At 62.2% G+C, this 17202-nt stretch carries 15 protein-coding genes; 12 read left to right on the top strand and 3 right to left on the bottom strand.

Features of this window, described 5'->3' with window-relative positions; all coding sequences use genetic code 11:
• Positions 1-35 precede the first annotated feature (35 nt).
• Positions 36-1070, bottom strand: coding sequence for a LacI family DNA-binding transcriptional regulator (locus tag BUE38_RS10155; RefSeq protein WP_073435056.1), 1035 nt, complete (start codon positions 1068-1070; stop codon positions 36-38).
• A 303-nt stretch (positions 1071-1373) separates the two neighbouring features.
• On the opposite strand from BUE38_RS10155, the gene ltnD reads away from it, so the two are divergent.
• The 12 genes from ltnD to BUE38_RS10095 all read left to right on the top strand — a co-directional run bounded on the left by ltnD (position 1374) and on the right by BUE38_RS10095 (position 14610).
• On the top strand, positions 1374-2342 hold the full coding sequence (gene ltnD, locus BUE38_RS10150; RefSeq protein WP_073435055.1) for an L-threonate dehydrogenase: 969 nt from the start codon (positions 1374-1376) through the stop codon (positions 2340-2342).
• A complete protein-coding gene (otnK, locus tag BUE38_RS10145) occupies positions 2339-3649 on the top strand; it encodes a 3-oxo-tetronate kinase (RefSeq protein WP_073435054.1) in 1311 nt (436 codons plus the stop codon). Before ltnD ends, otnK begins: the two co-directional genes overlap by 4 nt.
• On the top strand, positions 3646-4356 hold the full coding sequence (gene otnC, locus BUE38_RS10140; RefSeq protein ID WP_084541859.1) for a 3-oxo-tetronate 4-phosphate decarboxylase: 711 nt from the start codon (positions 3646-3648) through the stop codon (positions 4354-4356). Before otnK ends, otnC begins: the two co-directional genes overlap by 4 nt.
• Positions 4357-4445: 89 nt before the next feature.
• Complete coding sequence (gene otnI, locus BUE38_RS10135) at positions 4446-5279, top strand: 2-oxo-tetronate isomerase (RefSeq protein WP_073435052.1); 834 nt, start codon at positions 4446-4448, stop codon at positions 5277-5279.
• A 15-nt stretch (positions 5280-5294) separates the two neighbouring features.
• Positions 5295-6290 carry a D-erythronate dehydrogenase gene (gene denD, locus BUE38_RS10130; protein WP_073435051.1) on the top strand — a complete coding sequence of 332 codons (996 nt, stop codon included), beginning with the start codon at positions 5295-5297 and terminating at the stop codon, positions 6288-6290.
• 283 nt (positions 6291-6573) lie between these two features.
• Positions 6574-7614: a TRAP transporter substrate-binding protein gene (locus tag BUE38_RS10125; RefSeq protein ID WP_084541858.1), complete on the top strand. Its 1041-nt coding sequence runs from the start codon at positions 6574-6576 to the stop codon at positions 7612-7614.
• 173 nt (positions 7615-7787) lie between these two features.
• The gene (locus BUE38_RS10120) at positions 7788-8378 is read left to right on the top strand and encodes a TRAP transporter small permease (RefSeq protein ID WP_073435050.1); all 591 of its coding nucleotides are present in this window, start codon (positions 7788-7790) and stop codon (positions 8376-8378) included.
• The gene (locus BUE38_RS10115; RefSeq protein WP_073435049.1) at positions 8375-9649 is read left to right on the top strand and encodes a TRAP transporter large permease; all 1275 of its coding nucleotides are present in this window, start codon (positions 8375-8377) and stop codon (positions 9647-9649) included. The genes BUE38_RS10120 and BUE38_RS10115 overlap by 4 nt, the downstream gene beginning before the upstream one ends.
• 118 nt (positions 9650-9767) lie before the next feature.
• Positions 9768-11252, top strand: a complete 1485-nt coding sequence (locus tag BUE38_RS10110) for an aldehyde dehydrogenase family protein (RefSeq protein ID WP_073435048.1) — start codon at positions 9768-9770, stop codon at positions 11250-11252.
• A 60-nt stretch (positions 11253-11312) separates the two neighbouring features.
• Entirely contained in the window at positions 11313-12392 is a 1080-nt protein-coding gene (locus BUE38_RS10105) for a tartrate dehydrogenase (protein WP_073435047.1), read from the top strand.
• 62 nt (positions 12393-12454) lie between these two features.
• On the top strand, positions 12455-13345 hold the full coding sequence (locus tag BUE38_RS10100) for an NAD(P)-dependent oxidoreductase (RefSeq protein WP_073435046.1): 891 nt from the start codon (positions 12455-12457) through the stop codon (positions 13343-13345).
• 38 nt (positions 13346-13383) lie between these two features.
• On the top strand, positions 13384-14610 hold the full coding sequence (locus tag BUE38_RS10095; protein ID WP_073435045.1) for a mandelate racemase/muconate lactonizing enzyme family protein: 1227 nt from the start codon (positions 13384-13386) through the stop codon (positions 14608-14610).
• On the opposite strand, the gene BUE38_RS10090 is transcribed toward BUE38_RS10095, so the two are convergent.
• On the bottom strand, positions 14600-15937 hold the full coding sequence (locus BUE38_RS10090) for a four-carbon acid sugar kinase family protein (protein ID WP_073435044.1): 1338 nt from the start codon (positions 15935-15937) through the stop codon (positions 14600-14602). The two genes, BUE38_RS10095 and BUE38_RS10090, sit on opposite strands and share 11 nt — an antisense overlap.
• Complete coding sequence (locus BUE38_RS10085; RefSeq protein WP_073435043.1) at positions 15934-17202, bottom strand: ribulose-bisphosphate carboxylase large subunit family protein; 1269 nt, start codon at positions 17200-17202, stop codon at positions 15934-15936. The genes BUE38_RS10090 and BUE38_RS10085 overlap by 4 nt, the downstream gene beginning before the upstream one ends.

The raw sequence follows: 17202 nt of genomic DNA, 5'->3' as shown, positions 1-17202 counted from the left end.
GAAAGAGTGGAGGCGTGGGGGGATGCAGTGCTGGTTCAGGCACTTTCACCGGGAACCAGCTCGAACCCCAGGTCGATGTTGACTTCGTCGGGTTGCTCGCCCTTGAGGCGGGTGATGATCTGCATGGCAGCGTGGCGGCCGATGGCTTCGCGGGGTGACGAGATGGTGGTCAGGCGTGGTGTCAGGCACTGGCCGAAGGGCAGGCAGGTAAAGCCGGCGATGGCAATCTCCTGGGGAATGCGTAGTCCATAGCGGTTGGCGTGAAGAATGGCGCCGCAGGCCATGACATCGTCGGCGAAGTGGATCGCGTCTGCCTGTGGGTACTGACGTCGCACCTCATCCAGCGCCGTGGCTCCCAGCTCGAACTGGCTGGAGGAATGCCATTCCAGCAGAGGGGCTTCCATGCCCTGTTGCACCAGTCTGTCGCAATGTCCCTGGTAACGCTGGCGAGCCCGGTAATTGCCGTCCATCTGGGTGCCGGCAAAGACGATGTGTCGATAGCCCTGTGTCACCAGATAATCGGCCATGCGCTGGCCGGCGTGATAATGCGACATGCCCACGCTCATATCGATGGCGTCACCTGACTCCATGATCTCCACCAGCGGGTGGGCATAGCGCCCAAGCAATGCCTGGACGCCGGGTTGATGGCGCAGCCCGGTTGTCACCAGGGCGGTGGGTGACCAGCCGAGAAAGGTGTGAATCAGCTCTTCCTCGCGCTCCATGCTGTAGTCGGTGTTGCCGAGTAGAATCTGGTAGCCATGCTGCTCGAAGGTCGCCTGTAGACCCTGGATGACCTCGATGAACACCACATTGGACAGCGAGGGCACGATCACCGGAATGAACTGCGAACGTGCCGAAGCCAGGCTTCCGGCAACCATGTTGCGTACATAGCCGACCCGCTCGATGGCGGCCTCGATCTTGAGACGGGTGCTCTCGCGCACACTGTCCGGGGAGTTGATGACCCGAGACACCGTGATCGAGGATACGCCGGCCTCGCGTGCCACGTCGGAGAGAGTCGGGCTGTCGAGCCCCTTGCGGCGGCGGCGTTCATGTCGGGGAGATTCGCTCATCCCTGGCTCCTCTGCGGTAGTGTTGTTCGACCTCTGAGCAGGGCGGATGTTTCTCCTGCTGGTCAGGCGCCCCTGATGGTCCGGCGTCCGTTCGAGCGCATGGCCCCTGGACTTTGGTCGAGCTCGAGGATGCCGGGCTTGCGACACTCCTCCTGCTGTTCTAATAATGGATGTTAGCGCTAACATCTGGGCTTTTCCATATTGGTCTTTTCCGTACCGGGATTCTCCAGTTGGCCTTGTTCGCACCGGTCATATCGCGCCACTCGATGACTGTTCTGGTGCATGACGGTTTCAGGGGTTTGCATGTCTGACGAATCAACATCTGACGAATCAACTCAGGCTATTCACGGTGTCATTGGTCTTGGTGCCATGGGGATGGGTATTGCCCGCTCATTGCTTGATGGCGGGTTGCCGGTGATTGGTTGTGACCTCGCGGCGGATGCCAGGGTGGCCTTTGCCGACGCTGGTGGCCGGGTGCATTCGTCACCGTTGGCGCTGGCCGAGGAGTGCTCGGTGATCCTGCTGGTGGTGGTCAATGCCCACCAGGTGGAAACCGTGCTGTTCGGTGACGAGGGTAGGGGTGGGCTGGCCGAGCGCCTGGCCCCCGGTAGCCTGGTGATCCAGTGCGCCACCGTGGCTCCTGCCTATGCTGAAGCGCTGGGAGAACGTCTCGATGCGATGGGCCTGGTGCTGCTCGATGCGCCGATCAGTGGTGGCGCCGCCCGTGCTGCCTGTGGGCAGCTATCGGTCATGGCCTCGGGACGCCCCGAGGCGTTTGCCATGGCGGAACCGGCTCTTGAGGCGATGGCCGGCACGGTCCATCGGTTGGGTGATGCTCCCGGTGCCGGATCCAGCGTCAAGTTGGTCAACCAGCATCTCGCCGGGGTGCACATCGCTGCGGCGGCGGAGGCCATGGCACTGGGAATACGTATGGGCATCGACCCTGAGCGTCTGTATGAGGTCATTACCCAGTCTGCCGGCAATTCCTGGATGTTCGAGAATCGTGTGCCGCACATTCTCGAAGGGGACTATACGCCACTGTCGGCGGTAGACATCTTCGTCAAGGACCTCAACCTGGTACACGACACCGGACGTGATCTGCGCTTGGCCATGCCGGTTGCAGCGAGTGCGCTACAGCAATTCACGGCCGCCAGCGGCATGGGGCTCGGGCGTGAGGATGATGCCGCGGTCATCAAGGTCTACGCGGCAACCGCCGGACTCGATCTGCCGGCGGCCAATGATACTCATCTTGATAGGGAAGGAGAGGAATGACTCTGGTTCTGGGAGCAATTGCCGATGATTTTACCGGCGCTACGGATCTGGCCAACAATCTGGTGCGCGCTGGCATGCGTACCGTGCAGATGCTGGGAGTGCCTGGCGCCAGGACACTGCTCGATGATGTTGATGCCCTCAAGGATGTTGATGCGATTGTAGTGGCGTTGAAGTCACGCAGCTGCCCAGTGGAACAGGCCGTTGGCGATAGCCTTGCGGCGCTGGACTGGTTGGTCGGCCAGGGGACGGAACAGATCTTCTTCAAGTACTGTTCGACATTCGATTCCACCGATGAAGGCAACATCGGCCCGGTTGCCGATGCGCTGATGGACTCGCTGGGCGCTCGGCAGACTGTGATGGTGCCGGCCTTCCCGGCGACAGGGCGTACCGTCTATCAGGGGCATCTGTTTGTCGGTGACCGGCTGCTCAATGACAGTGGCATGCAGGATCATCCGCTGAACCCGATGACCGATGCTGACCTGGTACGGGTACTGGGCCGCCAGACACGCCACTCTGTCGGGTTGCTCGACCGAGCCGTGCTGGCTGCCGGGCCGGCAGCGTCCAGGCAGCACCTGGAAACCCTGGCGGGTCAGGGGGTTCGTCACGTCATCTGTGACACCCTGGATGATGCCGATCTCGATGTGCTGGCGGCAGCCTGCGTGGATCTGCCGCTGGTCACTGGTGGCTCCGGGCTGGGCCAGGCACTGCCTGAGCAGTATCGACGCAAGGGTTGGCTGGCCGCCATCGAGGATGCTGCCTGCCTGGCTCCGGCCAGCGGAAATCCACTGGTGCTGTCCGGCAGCTGCTCCAGGGCGACCCTCGGTCAGGTGTCGCATTTCCTTGAGCGTCATCCCGGCATTGCGCTGGACCCGTTGGAGCTGGCGTTGGGAGACGGTCGACTCCAGGCGGTGTTGGATACCCTGCGCGAACATTATCGTCAGTGGCCCGGTGAGCCCATTCTGGTCTATGCCTCCGCCGAGCCGGCCCGTGTCAAGGTAGCTCAGGAACAACTCGGCATCGTCCGAGCTGGCGAAGTCGTCGAACAGGCACTGGCCACTATTGCGGTCACCATGATCCGAGAGGGTGTCGGTCGTCTGCTGGTGGCAGGTGGCGAAACATCTGGCGCCGTGGTTTCGGCGTTGGCGTTGGAACAGTTACGTATCGGGCCGCAGATCGACGCCGGGGTGCCCTGGACACAAGCCAGAGTAGGAGGAGGCACTCTGTCGCTGGCGTTGAAGTCGGGCAATTTCGGTGGCGTGGATATCTTCACTCGTGGTTTCGAGTTACTGGGCGAGGTGACGGAATGAGTGAGAAGCTTCGTGGCAGCGGTCATCCTTCCAGGAGCGATTCTTCCAGAAGCGGTTCTTCCAGGAATCAGGCACACAGCGAGTTGCGTGAGCAGATCGCACTGTACGGCAAGTCGATATTTGATCGTGGCTTGACCATGGGCTCCAGCGGCAACATCAGTGTGCGTCTCGAGGATGGTGGCTGGTTGATGACGCCGACCAATGCCTGCCTCGGGCGCCTCGATCCGGCACGCATCTCGCGACTTTCCGCCGACGGCGAGTGGCTGGATGGCGACAGGCCGACCAAGGAGAGTTTCCTGCACATGGCGATGTATGCCGAGCGGCCACAGTCCGGCGCCATCGTGCATCTGCATTCGACCCATTCAGTGGCGGTGTCCTGCCTGCCGGATGTGGATCACCACGACTGTATTCCGCCACTGACCGCCTATTACGTGATGCGTGTGGGCAAGCTCCCTCTGGTGCCTTATCACATTCCCGGCGACCCGAGCCTGGGAGATGCGGTGCGCGGTCTGGCGGGAAGGCATAGCGCCGTGCTGCTGGCCAATCATGGCCCGGTGGTAGCAGGCAAGTCGCTGGAAGCGGCGGTCTACGCCACCGAGGAACTCGAGGAAACCGCGAAGCTGTTTCTGCTGTTGCGAGGCCAGAACCCGCGAGGCCTGACCCCGGAGCAGGTCGAGGAGCTGGAACAGCGCTTTCCACGCGATTGAAGGGCGTGAGCTGAAGGACATGAGCTGAAGGACATGAGTTGAAGGACATGAGTTGAAGAGCGCGTGATCGAGACCAGCGAGGAGCGAGCATGATCAAGTTGGCTGCCAATCTCAGCATGATGTTCACCGAACATGAGTTCCTCGACCGCTTCGCGGCGGCGGCAGAGGTGGGCTTCCAGGGTGTGGAGTACCTGTTTCCCTATGCCTTCGAGGCTGAGGAAATCCGTCAGCGACTCAGTGCCCATGGCCTGGAGCAGGTACTGTTCAACCTGCCACCGGGTGACTGGGACGCAGGGGAGAGGGGACTGGCGAGCCTGCCTGGCCGCGAGGATGAGTTTCGCCGCGGTGTTGAGCAGGCGCTGGACTATGCCGAGGTACTGAACTGCCCGCGACTGCACGCCATGGCCGGGTTGCTGCCGCAGAATGCCGATGAGGAGACTCGGCGCCTGCACCATGCCACCTATATCGCTAACCTGCGCCATGCGGCAAGGGAGTGTTCCCGGGCCGGGCGGGTGCTGTTGATCGAACCGATCAACGGGCGTGACATGCCGGGCTTCCTGTTACAGACGCAGCAGCAGGCGCGGGACATCGTTGCTGAAGTCGGGGCCGATAATCTCAAGGTGCAGTTCGATATCTATCACTGCCAGATTGTCCAGGGCGACCTGATCCACGAGATGGAAGCCCAGTACCCGAACATCGGACATGTACAGATCGCTGGCGTCCCGGCGCGCCATGAGCCGGATCTGGGCGAAATCAACTACACGCAGGTGCTCGGCCATCTGGATGACCTTGGCTATCACGGCTGGGTGGGCTGTGAGTACCGGCCTCGCGCCAGCACCATCGAAGGGCTGGTTTGGGCCGGGCGGTATGGTATCAAGACCAGGGTATCGGGGGAACGGTATGACACAACAGGAACGGCCTGAAACGGGAGAGTCTCCATGCATATTCTGATCACCGGCGCCGCCGGATTTCTCGGCCAGCGTCTGGTCGGTCAATTGATCGCTCGCGGTCAACTGGATGGTCGTGCCATTGAGCGCCTGACCCTGGTCGACCAACTGGCACCCCCGGTACCGGAGACGTCCAGTAAGGAAGCGAATAGCACCATTCGTGCGATCAATATCAACACCAGGGCCTGCGATATCACCGCGCCCGATGCGTGGGCATCGCTGCTCGATGATCGACCTGAGGTGATCTATCACCTGGCGGCGGTGGTCAGTTCGGCGGCCGAGGCCGACCTCGAGTTGGGCATGGCGGTCAATTTCGATGCCACTCGGGCGTTGCTGGATGCCTGCCGGGAACGGCAGATGAACACCACCCGGTTGGTCATGGCCAGTTCGGTGGCGGTCTATGGTGGTGAGCTGCCCGAAGTGCTTGATGACATGACCGCCCTGGTGCCGCAGAGCTCCTATGGCACCCAGAAGGCGATGTGTGAACTGCTGATCAGCGATTACAGCCGACGCGGCCTGATTGACGGCCGCGTATTGCGTCTGCCGACCATCGTCATTCGGCCAGGGCGGCCCAATGCCGCTGCATCCAGCTTTGCCTCGAGTATTCTGCGTGAGCCGCTCAATGATGAAGAAGCCATCTGCCCGGTACCCACTGAACTGGAGCTGTATGTGATGTCACCCGGCAAGGTGGTTGAGGCGCTGGTGCACGGGGCGGAAGTGGAGGCCGAGCGGTTCGGCGCCAACCGTGCCTTCATGCTGCCCGGTATCACCGTCAGCGTGGCGGAAATGCTTGAGGTGCTGCGCCACTATGCGGGAGACGCCGCAGTGGAGCGAGTCCGTCATGAGCCGGATGGGCGCGTCACCGCCATCGTCGCCAGTTGGCCGGGACGCTTCCGCACCGCACGTGCGGAGCAACTGGGCTTCGCCGGTGACACCGATTTCAAGGCTGTTGTTGAGGCATTCATCGACGAGGCACGGCCATCTTGAGACCGCACCACACCAGCCGATCCGCGCATCTGCGCCTGTGGTGCGGGCGAAAATCAAATCGATCAGGATGAGCTATTTGATTGCCATGTTTATAGCCACACAAGGTTCTTCAAGGAGCTGAAACCGGGGCCTGCATCCGCACCAGTGTGGTGTGGATGGCAGTCAAATGGATCAGGATGAGTGATTTGATTGCCATGTTGTTGGCGCCCCGCAAGTGAAGGAAGGAAAGCCGTCTCGCCCGCCGGGCCAGAGACCTAAAACGCGTAACCCAGAGGATACAACAATGACGACCTTTGCACGCCGCGCCATTCCTGCTGCCATTCACGTAACCGCCCGCACAACCATTCGTGCAACCGTTTGTGCAACCCTGGGCCTCGCCCTTGCCGGGCTGGCCTTGCCGAGTCTGGCGGCCCAGACCATCACGGTTGGTCATACCACTGCCGATACCTCGCATTATTCTGCCGGTGTCGATGCGTTCAAGGAACGCCTCGAGGAACTCTCCGAAGGCGAGTTCACGGTTCAAGAGCATGCCGCCGGTGCTCTTGGCGGTGAGCGCGCCATGATAGAGGGCCTCCAGATCGGCACCATCGACGCAGTCATTACCTCCACTGGCCCGTTGGGCAACTTCGTCCCTGAAACCTATGTGCTGGATCTGCCATTCCTGTTTACCGATTACGACAACGCGCGTTGCGTGCTGGATGGTGAGATCGGTCAGGATCTGCTCGATATGATGGGCAACCATGACCTGGTCGGTCTTGCCTGGACCGAGAACGGCTTCCGCCACATGACCAACAGCAAGCGCGATGTCAGCGCACCGGAGGATGCTCAGGGGCTCAAGATCCGCACCATGGAGAACAAGATGCACATGGCGGCGTTCGAGGAACTCGGTGTGCACCCGACGCCGATGGCCTTCCCCGAGGTATTTACCGCGTTGCAGCAGGGCACGGTCGATGGCCAGGAAAATCCGATTTCGGTGATCCTGACCAGCAATCTGTGGGAGGTGCAGGATTATCTTTCGCTCACCGGCCATGTCTATTCGCCGGCCATCATGCTGGCGTCACCGATCCTCTGGGAAGGTCTGAGCGAGGAGCAGCAGGGCTGGTTCCTCGAGGCAGCCCAGGCCGGGGCCGCAGCCACCCGCGAGATGGTGTCTCGGCTCGAGACCGAGGGCGTCGAGGAGCTGCGCGAGAAGGGCATGACTGTCGTTGATGACATCGACAAGTCGCAGTTCCAGGCGGCGGTTGAGCCGTCCTACACGGTCTATACCGATGAATACGGCTCCGAGTGGCTGGATCGTATTCGTTCCAGCGAGTGCTCGCAGTAGGGGGCTTTCTTCCCCAAGGGACGTTCTCAAGGGGCTTTCCCAGGGGATTCTACTGCCATTCACTCAGTGCATTGCGAGGCTGATCTGGTGGCCGAGGCATATGGCGCGACGCCATGTGCCTCTCGGTCACCGGTCCTTGAATCGCTGGGAGACCCTGCATCGGGAGACATTACATGCTGGATCTGCTGTTACGTGTGGAACGCACAATCTCATCGCTGGCGCTGTACCTTGCCGTGCTGATGCTGGTCTGCTCGGTCAGCCTTGGCTTCTACCAGGTACTGACCCGCTTCGTTTTTGATGCGCCGTCCACCTGGTCGGAGGTGATGGCGCGCTCGACCATGATCTGGTGTGTCTTTCTGGGGGCGGCGGCCTGTTTTCGTGGCGGCTACATGATGGCTGTCGAAGCCATCTACAAGCTGGTGCCACGGCCCGGCCTCAAGGTGTTGGAGGTATTCATTGCCGGCAGTTGTCTGATCGTGCTGGCCATCCTGTTGTATTACGGCATCCAGATGACGCTGAGGGTGCGTTCACAGGCGCTGTCCGGGGTGGGAATCTCCATTGGCTGGATCTATATGGCGATTCCGGTGGGTGCGGCCTTCTCGTTGGTTGCGGTGGTGGCTCGGCTGCTGGCACAGCTTGCCGGGCGTGAGGAGATCGGCGCGACGGATGCCGAAGTCGAGGCTGCTGCCCCGGATGCCGTCGTGCCTTCGGTCTCGCGTGGCGAAACAGGGAGTGAAGCACAGGTCGGGAGGGAACGCAGATGAACGCTGTCATTGGTCTGTCGCTGATCATCCTGTTTACTCTGGGGGTGCCGATTGCGGTGTCGATCCTGCTGGCATCAATCATCGGCATCGAATTCTTTACCCGCTTCCCGCTATTGATGGTGCCGCAGCAGATGTTTGTCGGTATCGACAATTTCCCGCTGATGGCCATTCCATTCTTCATTCTTGCCGGCAACCTGATGGCTGCCGGAGGGATTTCCCAACGCCTGGTCGATCTGGCCAAATCACTGGTCGGTGGCATGCAGGGCGGTCTGGCGATGACCTGTGTGCTGACCTGCATGTTGTTTGCTGCGGTATCCGGTTCCAGCGTTGCCACGACCTTTGCCATCGGTTCGATTCTGATTCCGGCGATGGTGGCACATGATTATCCTCGCCCGCTGGCGGCCTCGATTCAGGCGTCATCGGCGGAGCTGGGAGTGCTGATTCCGCCGTCGATTCCGCTGATTCTCTACGGTGTCAGCACCGACACTTCCATCGGTCGTCTGTTCATTGCCGGTATCGGCCCGGGGTTGCTGATCGGTACGGCCCTGCTGGTGTTTCTCTACGTCTTCTGCCGGTTACGCGGTTATGGCCTGCGTGACCGCGAGGATCGTACCTCCTTCCCGCGCGCAGTAAGACGTGCCTGGGCGGCGTTGCTGATGCCGGTGGTGGTGATCGGTGGCATCTATGGAGGGGTCTTTACGCCCACCGAGGCCTCGGCAGTGGCGGTGTTCTATGCGCTGATCGTCGGTGGGCTGGTCTATCGTGAACTGACCTGGCGGGAACTGTTGCCGATCCTGCGCAAGAGCGTGATTTCCACCACCACGGTGATGCTGATCATCTCGGCGGCGGCACTGTTCAGCTTCCTGATCAGCCGCTCGGGCTTGCCCGGCGAGGTCGCAGCCTGGGTCACCCAGGTGTTTGACAGCCCGGTGACCTTCCTGATGGCGGTCAATGTGATGCTGCTGGTGGTCGGCATGTTCGTCGAGACCTCGGCGGCGATTCTGGTGCTGGCGCCGATCTTCACGCCGATCGCGATTCAGTATGGCATCGACCCGGTGCACTTCGGTCTGATCATCGTCGTCAATCTGGCACTGGGCATGTTCACCCCGCCGCTGGGGGTCAATCTGTTTGCTGCCTGTGCGGTGGCGAAGCTGTCCATCGAGCAGCTTTTTCCCTGGCTGCTGCGCTTCGTGCTGGTGGTACTGGTCTGCCTGATCGCCATTACCTACATGCCGTGGATTTCGCTGGGGTTGGTGGACCTGCTCTATTGAGGTCCAGCAGCCGACAGGGGGGACTCAACCCTGACCGCTATTCCAATCCGACAACTATTCCAACTCGATAACAGTCCAAACCGACAACAGCTCAACCCGATCATGGAGAGTTTGACCGATGTCCGAACTGCCTGTCATTCCGCCGAGTGGTGCTCTGGTCGCCGGCCGCTGGCGAGATACTGCCGAGACCCTTGATGTACTGCGCCCGTCCACGGGGGAGGTCATCGCCCGCATCGCACGCAGTTCCGCCGAGGAAGTCGATGCCGCTGTGGCTGCTGCCCGTGCTGCCTTCAGCGGTGAGCTGGGCAACTGGTCACGACTGTCGGCGCGTCATCGTGGCGAGTGGCTGTATGCCTTCGCTGATGCCATCGACGCCGACGCCGATAATCTCGCGGCGCTGGAGTGCGCGGATACCGGCAAGCCGATCACTCAGGCTCGCGGCGATATTGCCGCCTGTGCACGCTACTTCCGTTTCTATGCTGGTGCCGCCGACAAGCTGCATGGCGAGACCATCCCCTTCGAGTCGGAATACGCGGTCATGACATTGCGTGAGCCCTGGGGTGTCTGTGCCCAGATCATTCCCTGGAACTATCCTGCGCAGATCTTCGGACGTTGCGTGGCGGCAGCGCTGGCGGCGGGCAATACCTGTGTGCTCAAGCCGGCCGAGGATGCCTGCCTGAGTGTGCTGCGGCTGTCTGAACTGGCGGTCAAGGCAGGCCTACCCGAGGGAGCGCTCAACGTGGTCCCCGGGCTGGGGCGGGAGGCTGGCGCCGCGCTGGCCGAGCATCCCGGCATCGATCACCTGTCGTTCACCGGCTCGCCGCAGACGGGTAGCCTGGTCGCGAAAGCCTGTGCCGAGCATCACGTGCCGGTGACCATGGAGCTGGGCGGCAAGTCTCCGCAACTGGTATTTGCCGATGCCGACCTGGAGGCTGCATTGGACGCGGTGGTGCGCGGCATCATCCAGAATGCCGGTCAGACCTGTTCGGCAGGTAGCCGCTTGCTGGTCGAGGCGTCCATTCACGACCAGGTTGTCGAACGTCTGCAGCAGCGTTTTACGGCACTGCGTTGTGATGCTGGAGAGCGCGATCCGGATTGCGGGGCGCTGATCAATGCCCGCCAGCGGGACAAGGTCGTGGCGCTGATCGAGGCGGCAGTGGCCGATGGCATCGAAGTGGCAGCCCGAGGGCAACTCGCCGAAGGGGCCTCGGAGGCCGGTTGTTTCGTGACGCCTCACCTGCTCACCCAGGTGCCGGAAGGGCATGTGGTCAGTCGCGAGGAACTGTTTGGCCCGGTGTTGGTGGTGCAGTCCTTTGTCGATGAAGCCGACGCCATTCGCCTGGCCAATGCCACGGATTTCGGGCTTTGCGCTGGTGTCTGGACCCGCGATGGTGGTCGCCAGTTACGGCTGGCCAGAGCGATCCGTTCCGGCCAGGTATTCGTCAACAACTATGGGGCCGGTGGTGGTGTCGAGCTGCCCTTCGGTGGAGTTGGTCGCTCGGGGCATGGTCGCGAGAAGGGCTTCGAGGGGCTGAAGAGTTATACCCGGTTGAAGACGGTGGCGATTCGCCACGGCCAGGCGTTCTTTTCGGACAAACCCTGATGTCCGTGACCTGACCCATGGATCACGATTGACGAACGTTATGACCGACAGGAGTACTGGATGACGCATCGTATTGCGGTATTGGCGGGTGATGGCATCGGCCTGGAAGTGGTGCCCGAGGGGCTCAAGGTGCTCAGGGCCGCCGCCGAGAAGTTCAATATCGAGCTGGCCTTCGAATCCTTCGATTTTGCCAGTTGCGCCTGGTATGTGGAACACGGCGACATGCTGCCGGATGACTGGTTCGAGACCCTCTCGCCCTTCGACGCCATCTTCTTCGGTGCCGTGGGCTGGCCGCAGACGGTGCCGGATCATGTCTCCGCCTGGGGCTCGCTGCTCAAGTTCCGGCGCGCCTTCGATCAGTACGTCAATCTGCGGCCCTGCCGTTTGATGCCGGGAGTGGACTGCCCGCTCAAGGGGCGTGAGCCCGGTGATATCGACTTTCTTGTGGTACGTGAAAACACCGAAGGCGAGTATTCACGCCTGGGGGGCCGGGCCTTCGAAGGCACCGAGCGTGAGGTGGTGTTGCAGGAAACCCTGATGACCCGGGTCGGCGTTGACCGGGTGCTGCGCTTCGCCTTCGAGCTGGCGCAGAAGCGTCCGCGTCGCCGCCTTACCTCGGCAACCAAATCCAATGGCCTGTCGATCTCGATGCCGTACTGGAACGAGCGTGTCGCCGCCATGGCTCAACACTATCCGGATGTGGCGCTGGACCAGTACCACATCGACATTCTCACCGCGCATTTCGTGCTCAACCCGGATCGTTTCGATGTCGTGGTGGCCAGCAATCTGTTCGGCGACATCCTTTCGGATCTGGGACCAGCCTGTACCGGCACCATCGGCATTGCGCCTTCGGCCAACATCAATCCCAGCGGTGAGTATCCCAGCCTGTTCGAGCCGGTACATGGCAGTGCCCCGGATATTGCCGGTCAGGGCATTGCCAACCCGATCGGGCAGATCTGGTGCGGCGCGATGATGCTCGAACACCTGGGGGAGCAGCAAGCGGCGGATGCGGTCGTGGGCGCCATTGAGACGGTGCTGGCCAACAGTGATCGTACTGTGATGACGCCGGATCTCAAGGGTGAGGGCAGCACCGAAGCGCTGGGAAATGCCATCTGTCAGGCGCTGATGGAGCAGCCTTGAGTCAGCGGTTTTCGAGATCAGCGTTCAGCAGAACCGTTTATCAGAGCCAGGAGATGGAATTCATGCATAGACACTTTCATGTCGGTTTGATCGGTGTGGGGCTGATGGGCCACGGTATCGCCCAGAGCCTGTTGCGCGCCGGACATCCGTTGAGTTTTCTCGATCACCCCGGCAATCAACCCTGTGACGATCTGATCGGCAAGGGTGCCACGTCCTGTGCCAGCGCTCGGGAAGTCGCCGAGATCGCCGAGGTGGTCATCCTCTGTGTGACCGGAACGCCTCAGGTCGAGGCAGTGCTGTTCGAGCCGCAGGGCGTGCTGGAGGGACTCAAGGCGGATCAGGTCGTCATCGACTGCTCGACGGCGATCCCTGCCTCGACACGGCAGATTGCCCAGCGAGTGGCCGAAGCCGGTGGCCGCTTCATGGACGCTGCCATGACCCGCACGCCGAAGGAAGCTGCCGAGGGACGGCTCAACCTGATTGTCGGCGCCCCCGATGCCCTGTTCGACGAGTTGCGGCCATTGCTCGAGAGTTTTTCCGAACATATCACCCACGGTGGACCGGTGGGGGCCGGCCATACTCTGAAGTTGCTGCACAACTACGTGTCGCTGGGCTTTACCGCAGTCCTCGCGGAGGCGGCGGCGGCATCACGCCGTTCCGGCATCGACGATGCCGTGTTGCTCGAGGTGCTCGGCAATGGCGGAGGCGGAGGGGTGGTCCTCGAGCGACTGAGACCTTTCATTGCGTCAGAGGACCCATCCGGCTTTCGTTTCACGTTGTCCAATTCACTCAAGGATGTCGGTTACTACCAGAGCATGGTCGAGGGCCTTGAGGCCGAGCGCGAGGTGGCTGGAGCCATCTGCTCGCTCTATCAGCGCATGGTCGATGAGGGGCGTGGCGAGCAGTTGGTTCCCGAACTGGTGGCACTGCTGGGCCGCGAGGGTCTGTCTTGAAAGTCGATGCCTGACGGCGTGAGCAAGGAGACTCAAGGATGAAGATCGTACGACTGGAAACCCTGCGTCCTCGGGCACGTCCCTCGCTGATCTGGGTACGGGTACATACCGAGGATGGACTGATCGGGTTGGGAGAGAGCTGGTTCGGCAGTGACGCCATCGAGGCCGATCTGCATGGCCGGATCGCGCCGCTGATTGTGGGCGAGGACGCCTCGCGTATCGAGGCGTTGAATCGGCGCATGCGGCCCTATGTGGGTTTCCAGGGGACCAGTGCCGAAACCCGGGCGTTGTCGGCGGTGGATGTGGCGCTCTGGGACCTGGCCGGACAACGCGCCGGGATGCCGCTTTACCAACTGCTCGGCGGGGCCTGTCGCGACGAGGTGCGGCTCTACAATACCTGTGCCGGTCCAGATTATGTGTCGAAGTCCGCCGATGTGCGCCCCGGCAACTTTGGTATCGGGAGTTCTGGTATCGGCGGTGTCGATGCAGGCGCTGAGCGTCCGCGCTACGAGGACCTCGAGGCCTTTCTCGAACGCCCGGCGGAGCTTGCCGGTGAGCTGCTCGAGATGGGCATCTCGGCGATGAAGATCTGGCCCTTTGACTTTGCTGCTGGCGCTGGTGATGGGGTAGATATCTCCACCGAAGACCTGGCGCGTGGTCTGTGGCCCTTCGAGGAAATCCGCCGCGTGCATGGCAATCGCATGCGCCTCAAGGTCGAGCTGCATGGGCTCTGGAGCCTGAGTACCGCACGCCGGATCTGTCAGGTGCTGGCGCCATTGTCGCCGGATTGGGTCGAGGATCCGATATGGATGGATCGTGTGGGTGAACTGGCCGAGTTGACCGATACCGGTGTACCGATTGCCGGGGGAGAGACCCTCGGCGGCCTCGGGCAGTTGCGTGACTTGATCGCGGTCGGGAGAGTTCATGCGCCGATTGTCGATGTCACCTGGGGCGGCGGCGTGACCTTCGCCCGCAAGGCTGCGGCGCTGGCCGAGGCCCATGGCCGCCCGATCGCCTTTCACGACTGCTCCGGACCAGTCACTCTGGCGGTATCGACGCAGTTGGCCATGGCACTGCCCAACGTCGCCGAGCAGGAATTTACCCGTGCCTTCTACTACGGCTGGTATGGGGACTGTGTCGAAGGTCTACCGCCGATCCGCGACGGCTATATCCGCGCCGCCGAAGGCAGCGGCCTGGGCATCAAGCTGGCCGCTGCCATCCTTGAAGCGGAGGAGCAGGTGGTCACGGTACGCGTCAGCCAGTAATCACATCCCCACCTCGACGCAGGCGTTCGAAAAAATCATCACCGCCCATCTGGCCGCCCTTGAAGGCCACTTCCAGGCCATCGCTGGCGGGGTTATCGCTGTGGGCGATACACAGCGGCGCCCCGGGGGTATCCGGCAACGGTAGGCGCAGCGTCAGAGCATGAATGTCGAGGGCGTTGATGGCATGGCTGGAGGTATCGCCCCCCGCAACACACACTCGAGACAGTTGGTGAGTCACGGTCAACTGGTGGAGTATCTCGCCGAGACTGCGACCCAGGGTATGTCGGGCGCTCTCGTTGGCCAGTGACGCCTGGTGGGTGTCCGGTCCGGCGGCGGTGTGCAGGATGACGCTGTGGCCGTCGGCCAGGGCCTGGTTTCCCTGATCGATGGCGTGCCGGAGTGTCGCTGTGTGGCGTTCGGGATCGACAAGACTCTCGGCGTCGAGGGCGATCACCGCGAAGCCGTGCTGGTGTGCGATATCCATCTGCCGGGCGGTCGTAGCCGAGACACTGCCCGAGACAACGGCGATGCGATCCACCGTTTCGGCGGGGACAAAGTCGGGCGGGGAGGGTAGTTCGCCCAGCCTCTGCCACTCACGCGCCAGAGCGTACTCAACCCCGGACGACCCGACCACCAGCGCACCCTCGGTGGCGCGCGTACGCCATAATTGATGACCCACCTCGGCCTGATGGCGTTCATCCAGCACATCGAACAGTACCGCCGGATATTCGCTGAGGGCCTGGTCCACCGCCTGGTCCAGGCCTTCTTCTGTCAGGGTGGGTGCATCGATCAGGCCGATGGGCATCTCGGTCTGGGCGGCAAGATGAATGCGCAGGTCGGCCTCGCGCATGGGAGTCACCGGGTGACGGGACATCACCGGGTGACGGTCGATGCGGTAGAGCTGGCCCTGCCAGGCCGCGTGCAATTCGCCGAAGGCAGTGTAGCGGCGCAACTGTGGCACCCCGACCACCAGCGGAATCGGCGCCTGACCAAAGACCTCGCGGCCGATCTCCATGGCGCAGCCGATATTGCCGATCTCTGGACTGCTGTCGAAGGTCGAGCAGGTCTTGTAGTGGGTCAAGGGTGCGCCCCTGGCGGCCAGCCAGCGCAATGCCGGTGTCAGCTCGCGCTGCATCCACTGAGGCGATTCGCTACGGCTGGTGCCTGCCAGGCCGATAGCGCGACAAGCGGCGAAGCGCTCCAGTTGAGTGGCAGTGGGCAGGCGAGTAAACAACACCGTGGAGACTCCATGGCGTTCCAGAGCTTCCAGCGCATCCGTCGAACCGGTCAGGTCATCGCCGTAGTAGCTCAGCAGCAGTTCACTCATGGGCAGAAGACCTCCAGAGCACGGGCCAGTTCAGGGTGCTCACGGCCATGTTGCACCGCGTCGACACCGAGCGCAGCGGCCTGCCAGGCCTGGCGCAGGCTGCGCACTCCGGCGGCGATACCATCCGGATGGCCCATGATACCGCCACCGGCGGTCACGATCAGGTCGTCGCTGCCGCCGAGGGCGCGCCAGGTGGCCTCCGCCTGACACGCGGTCTGGTTGGAAGAGAACACCGGCATTACGGTATGTGCTGGACGTGGCGGTTCGAACAGCGGTGTCAGGCAGGCGCGGGCACTGGCGATAACGCTGTCGTTGGACTCCGAGAACTTGTTGTCGAGGCCATTGACGTGCAGGTGATCGACCCCGGCCAGCCGCCACAGGACCTGCCAGGCGGCAAAATCGATACCCAGTAGTGGGTGCCGGCTGAGCATGCCCCAACCGGCACGGTGGCCATGGATGGCGAGCTCGCTGTGGCGGCGCAGTTCGCTGACACCGGCCAGGCCAACGGCATTGACGGCGACCATCACACAGTTGCCCCCGGCCTGGACCACATAATCGTGGTGGCGGCGCATCTCGTCGACATCACCGCTGATGTTGAAGGCCACCATGACCCTGCGTCCGGTGCGCTGCTCATGCTCACGCACCAGCGGCATGACTGCATCGACGCGTTCCTTGAGCGGGTTGTGAGGTCCGTTGGCCTGCAGCTCATCGTCCTTGATGAAGTCGATACCACCCTCGAGAAGCTGGGACACGACGTCAGCCGTCTGGGAGGGCGATAGTCCGACGCTGGGCTTGATGATGGTACCGATCAGCGGACCCGAGTCGATCCCGGTGAGGTAGCGCGTTCCGGTGATACCGAACTGAGGACCCGGCCAGGCATCGGCAAAGGCGTCGGGTACCCTGAGGTCGAGCAGGCGCAACCCGGAAAATTCCTTCAGCTCGTAGAGGTTACCGGCCACGGTGGCCATCAGCGTGGCCAGGGATGTACCGCAGTTGGCGAGAGGCCACGACAGCCTCACTCGGGCACGCTGATAGAGAGTGCCGGGAGGCTGTGGACGTGTCGGCATGGGCAGTGACGGAGTGGTGACACTTTCCAGCGGCTCGATCGACTCGACGCGGGCCGCATGGTGGTGGCGCAGTTCATCTGTTTCAGTGGCGAGCCGGGTAAAGGTGCCACAGGACTGCTCTCCCGCCATGACCTCACAGGCTTGATCAAGGTCGAAGGGCGTCTCCACCAGGTAGCTGGCCTCTATGCGTTCACTCAT

Source organism: Halomonas cupida, assembly GCF_900142755.1.
GTDB lineage: Bacteria > Pseudomonadota > Gammaproteobacteria > Pseudomonadales > Halomonadaceae > Halomonas > Halomonas cupida.
Note: the sequence above shows the minus strand (reverse complement) of the source record. Positions and strands in the feature narration are given on the sequence as shown.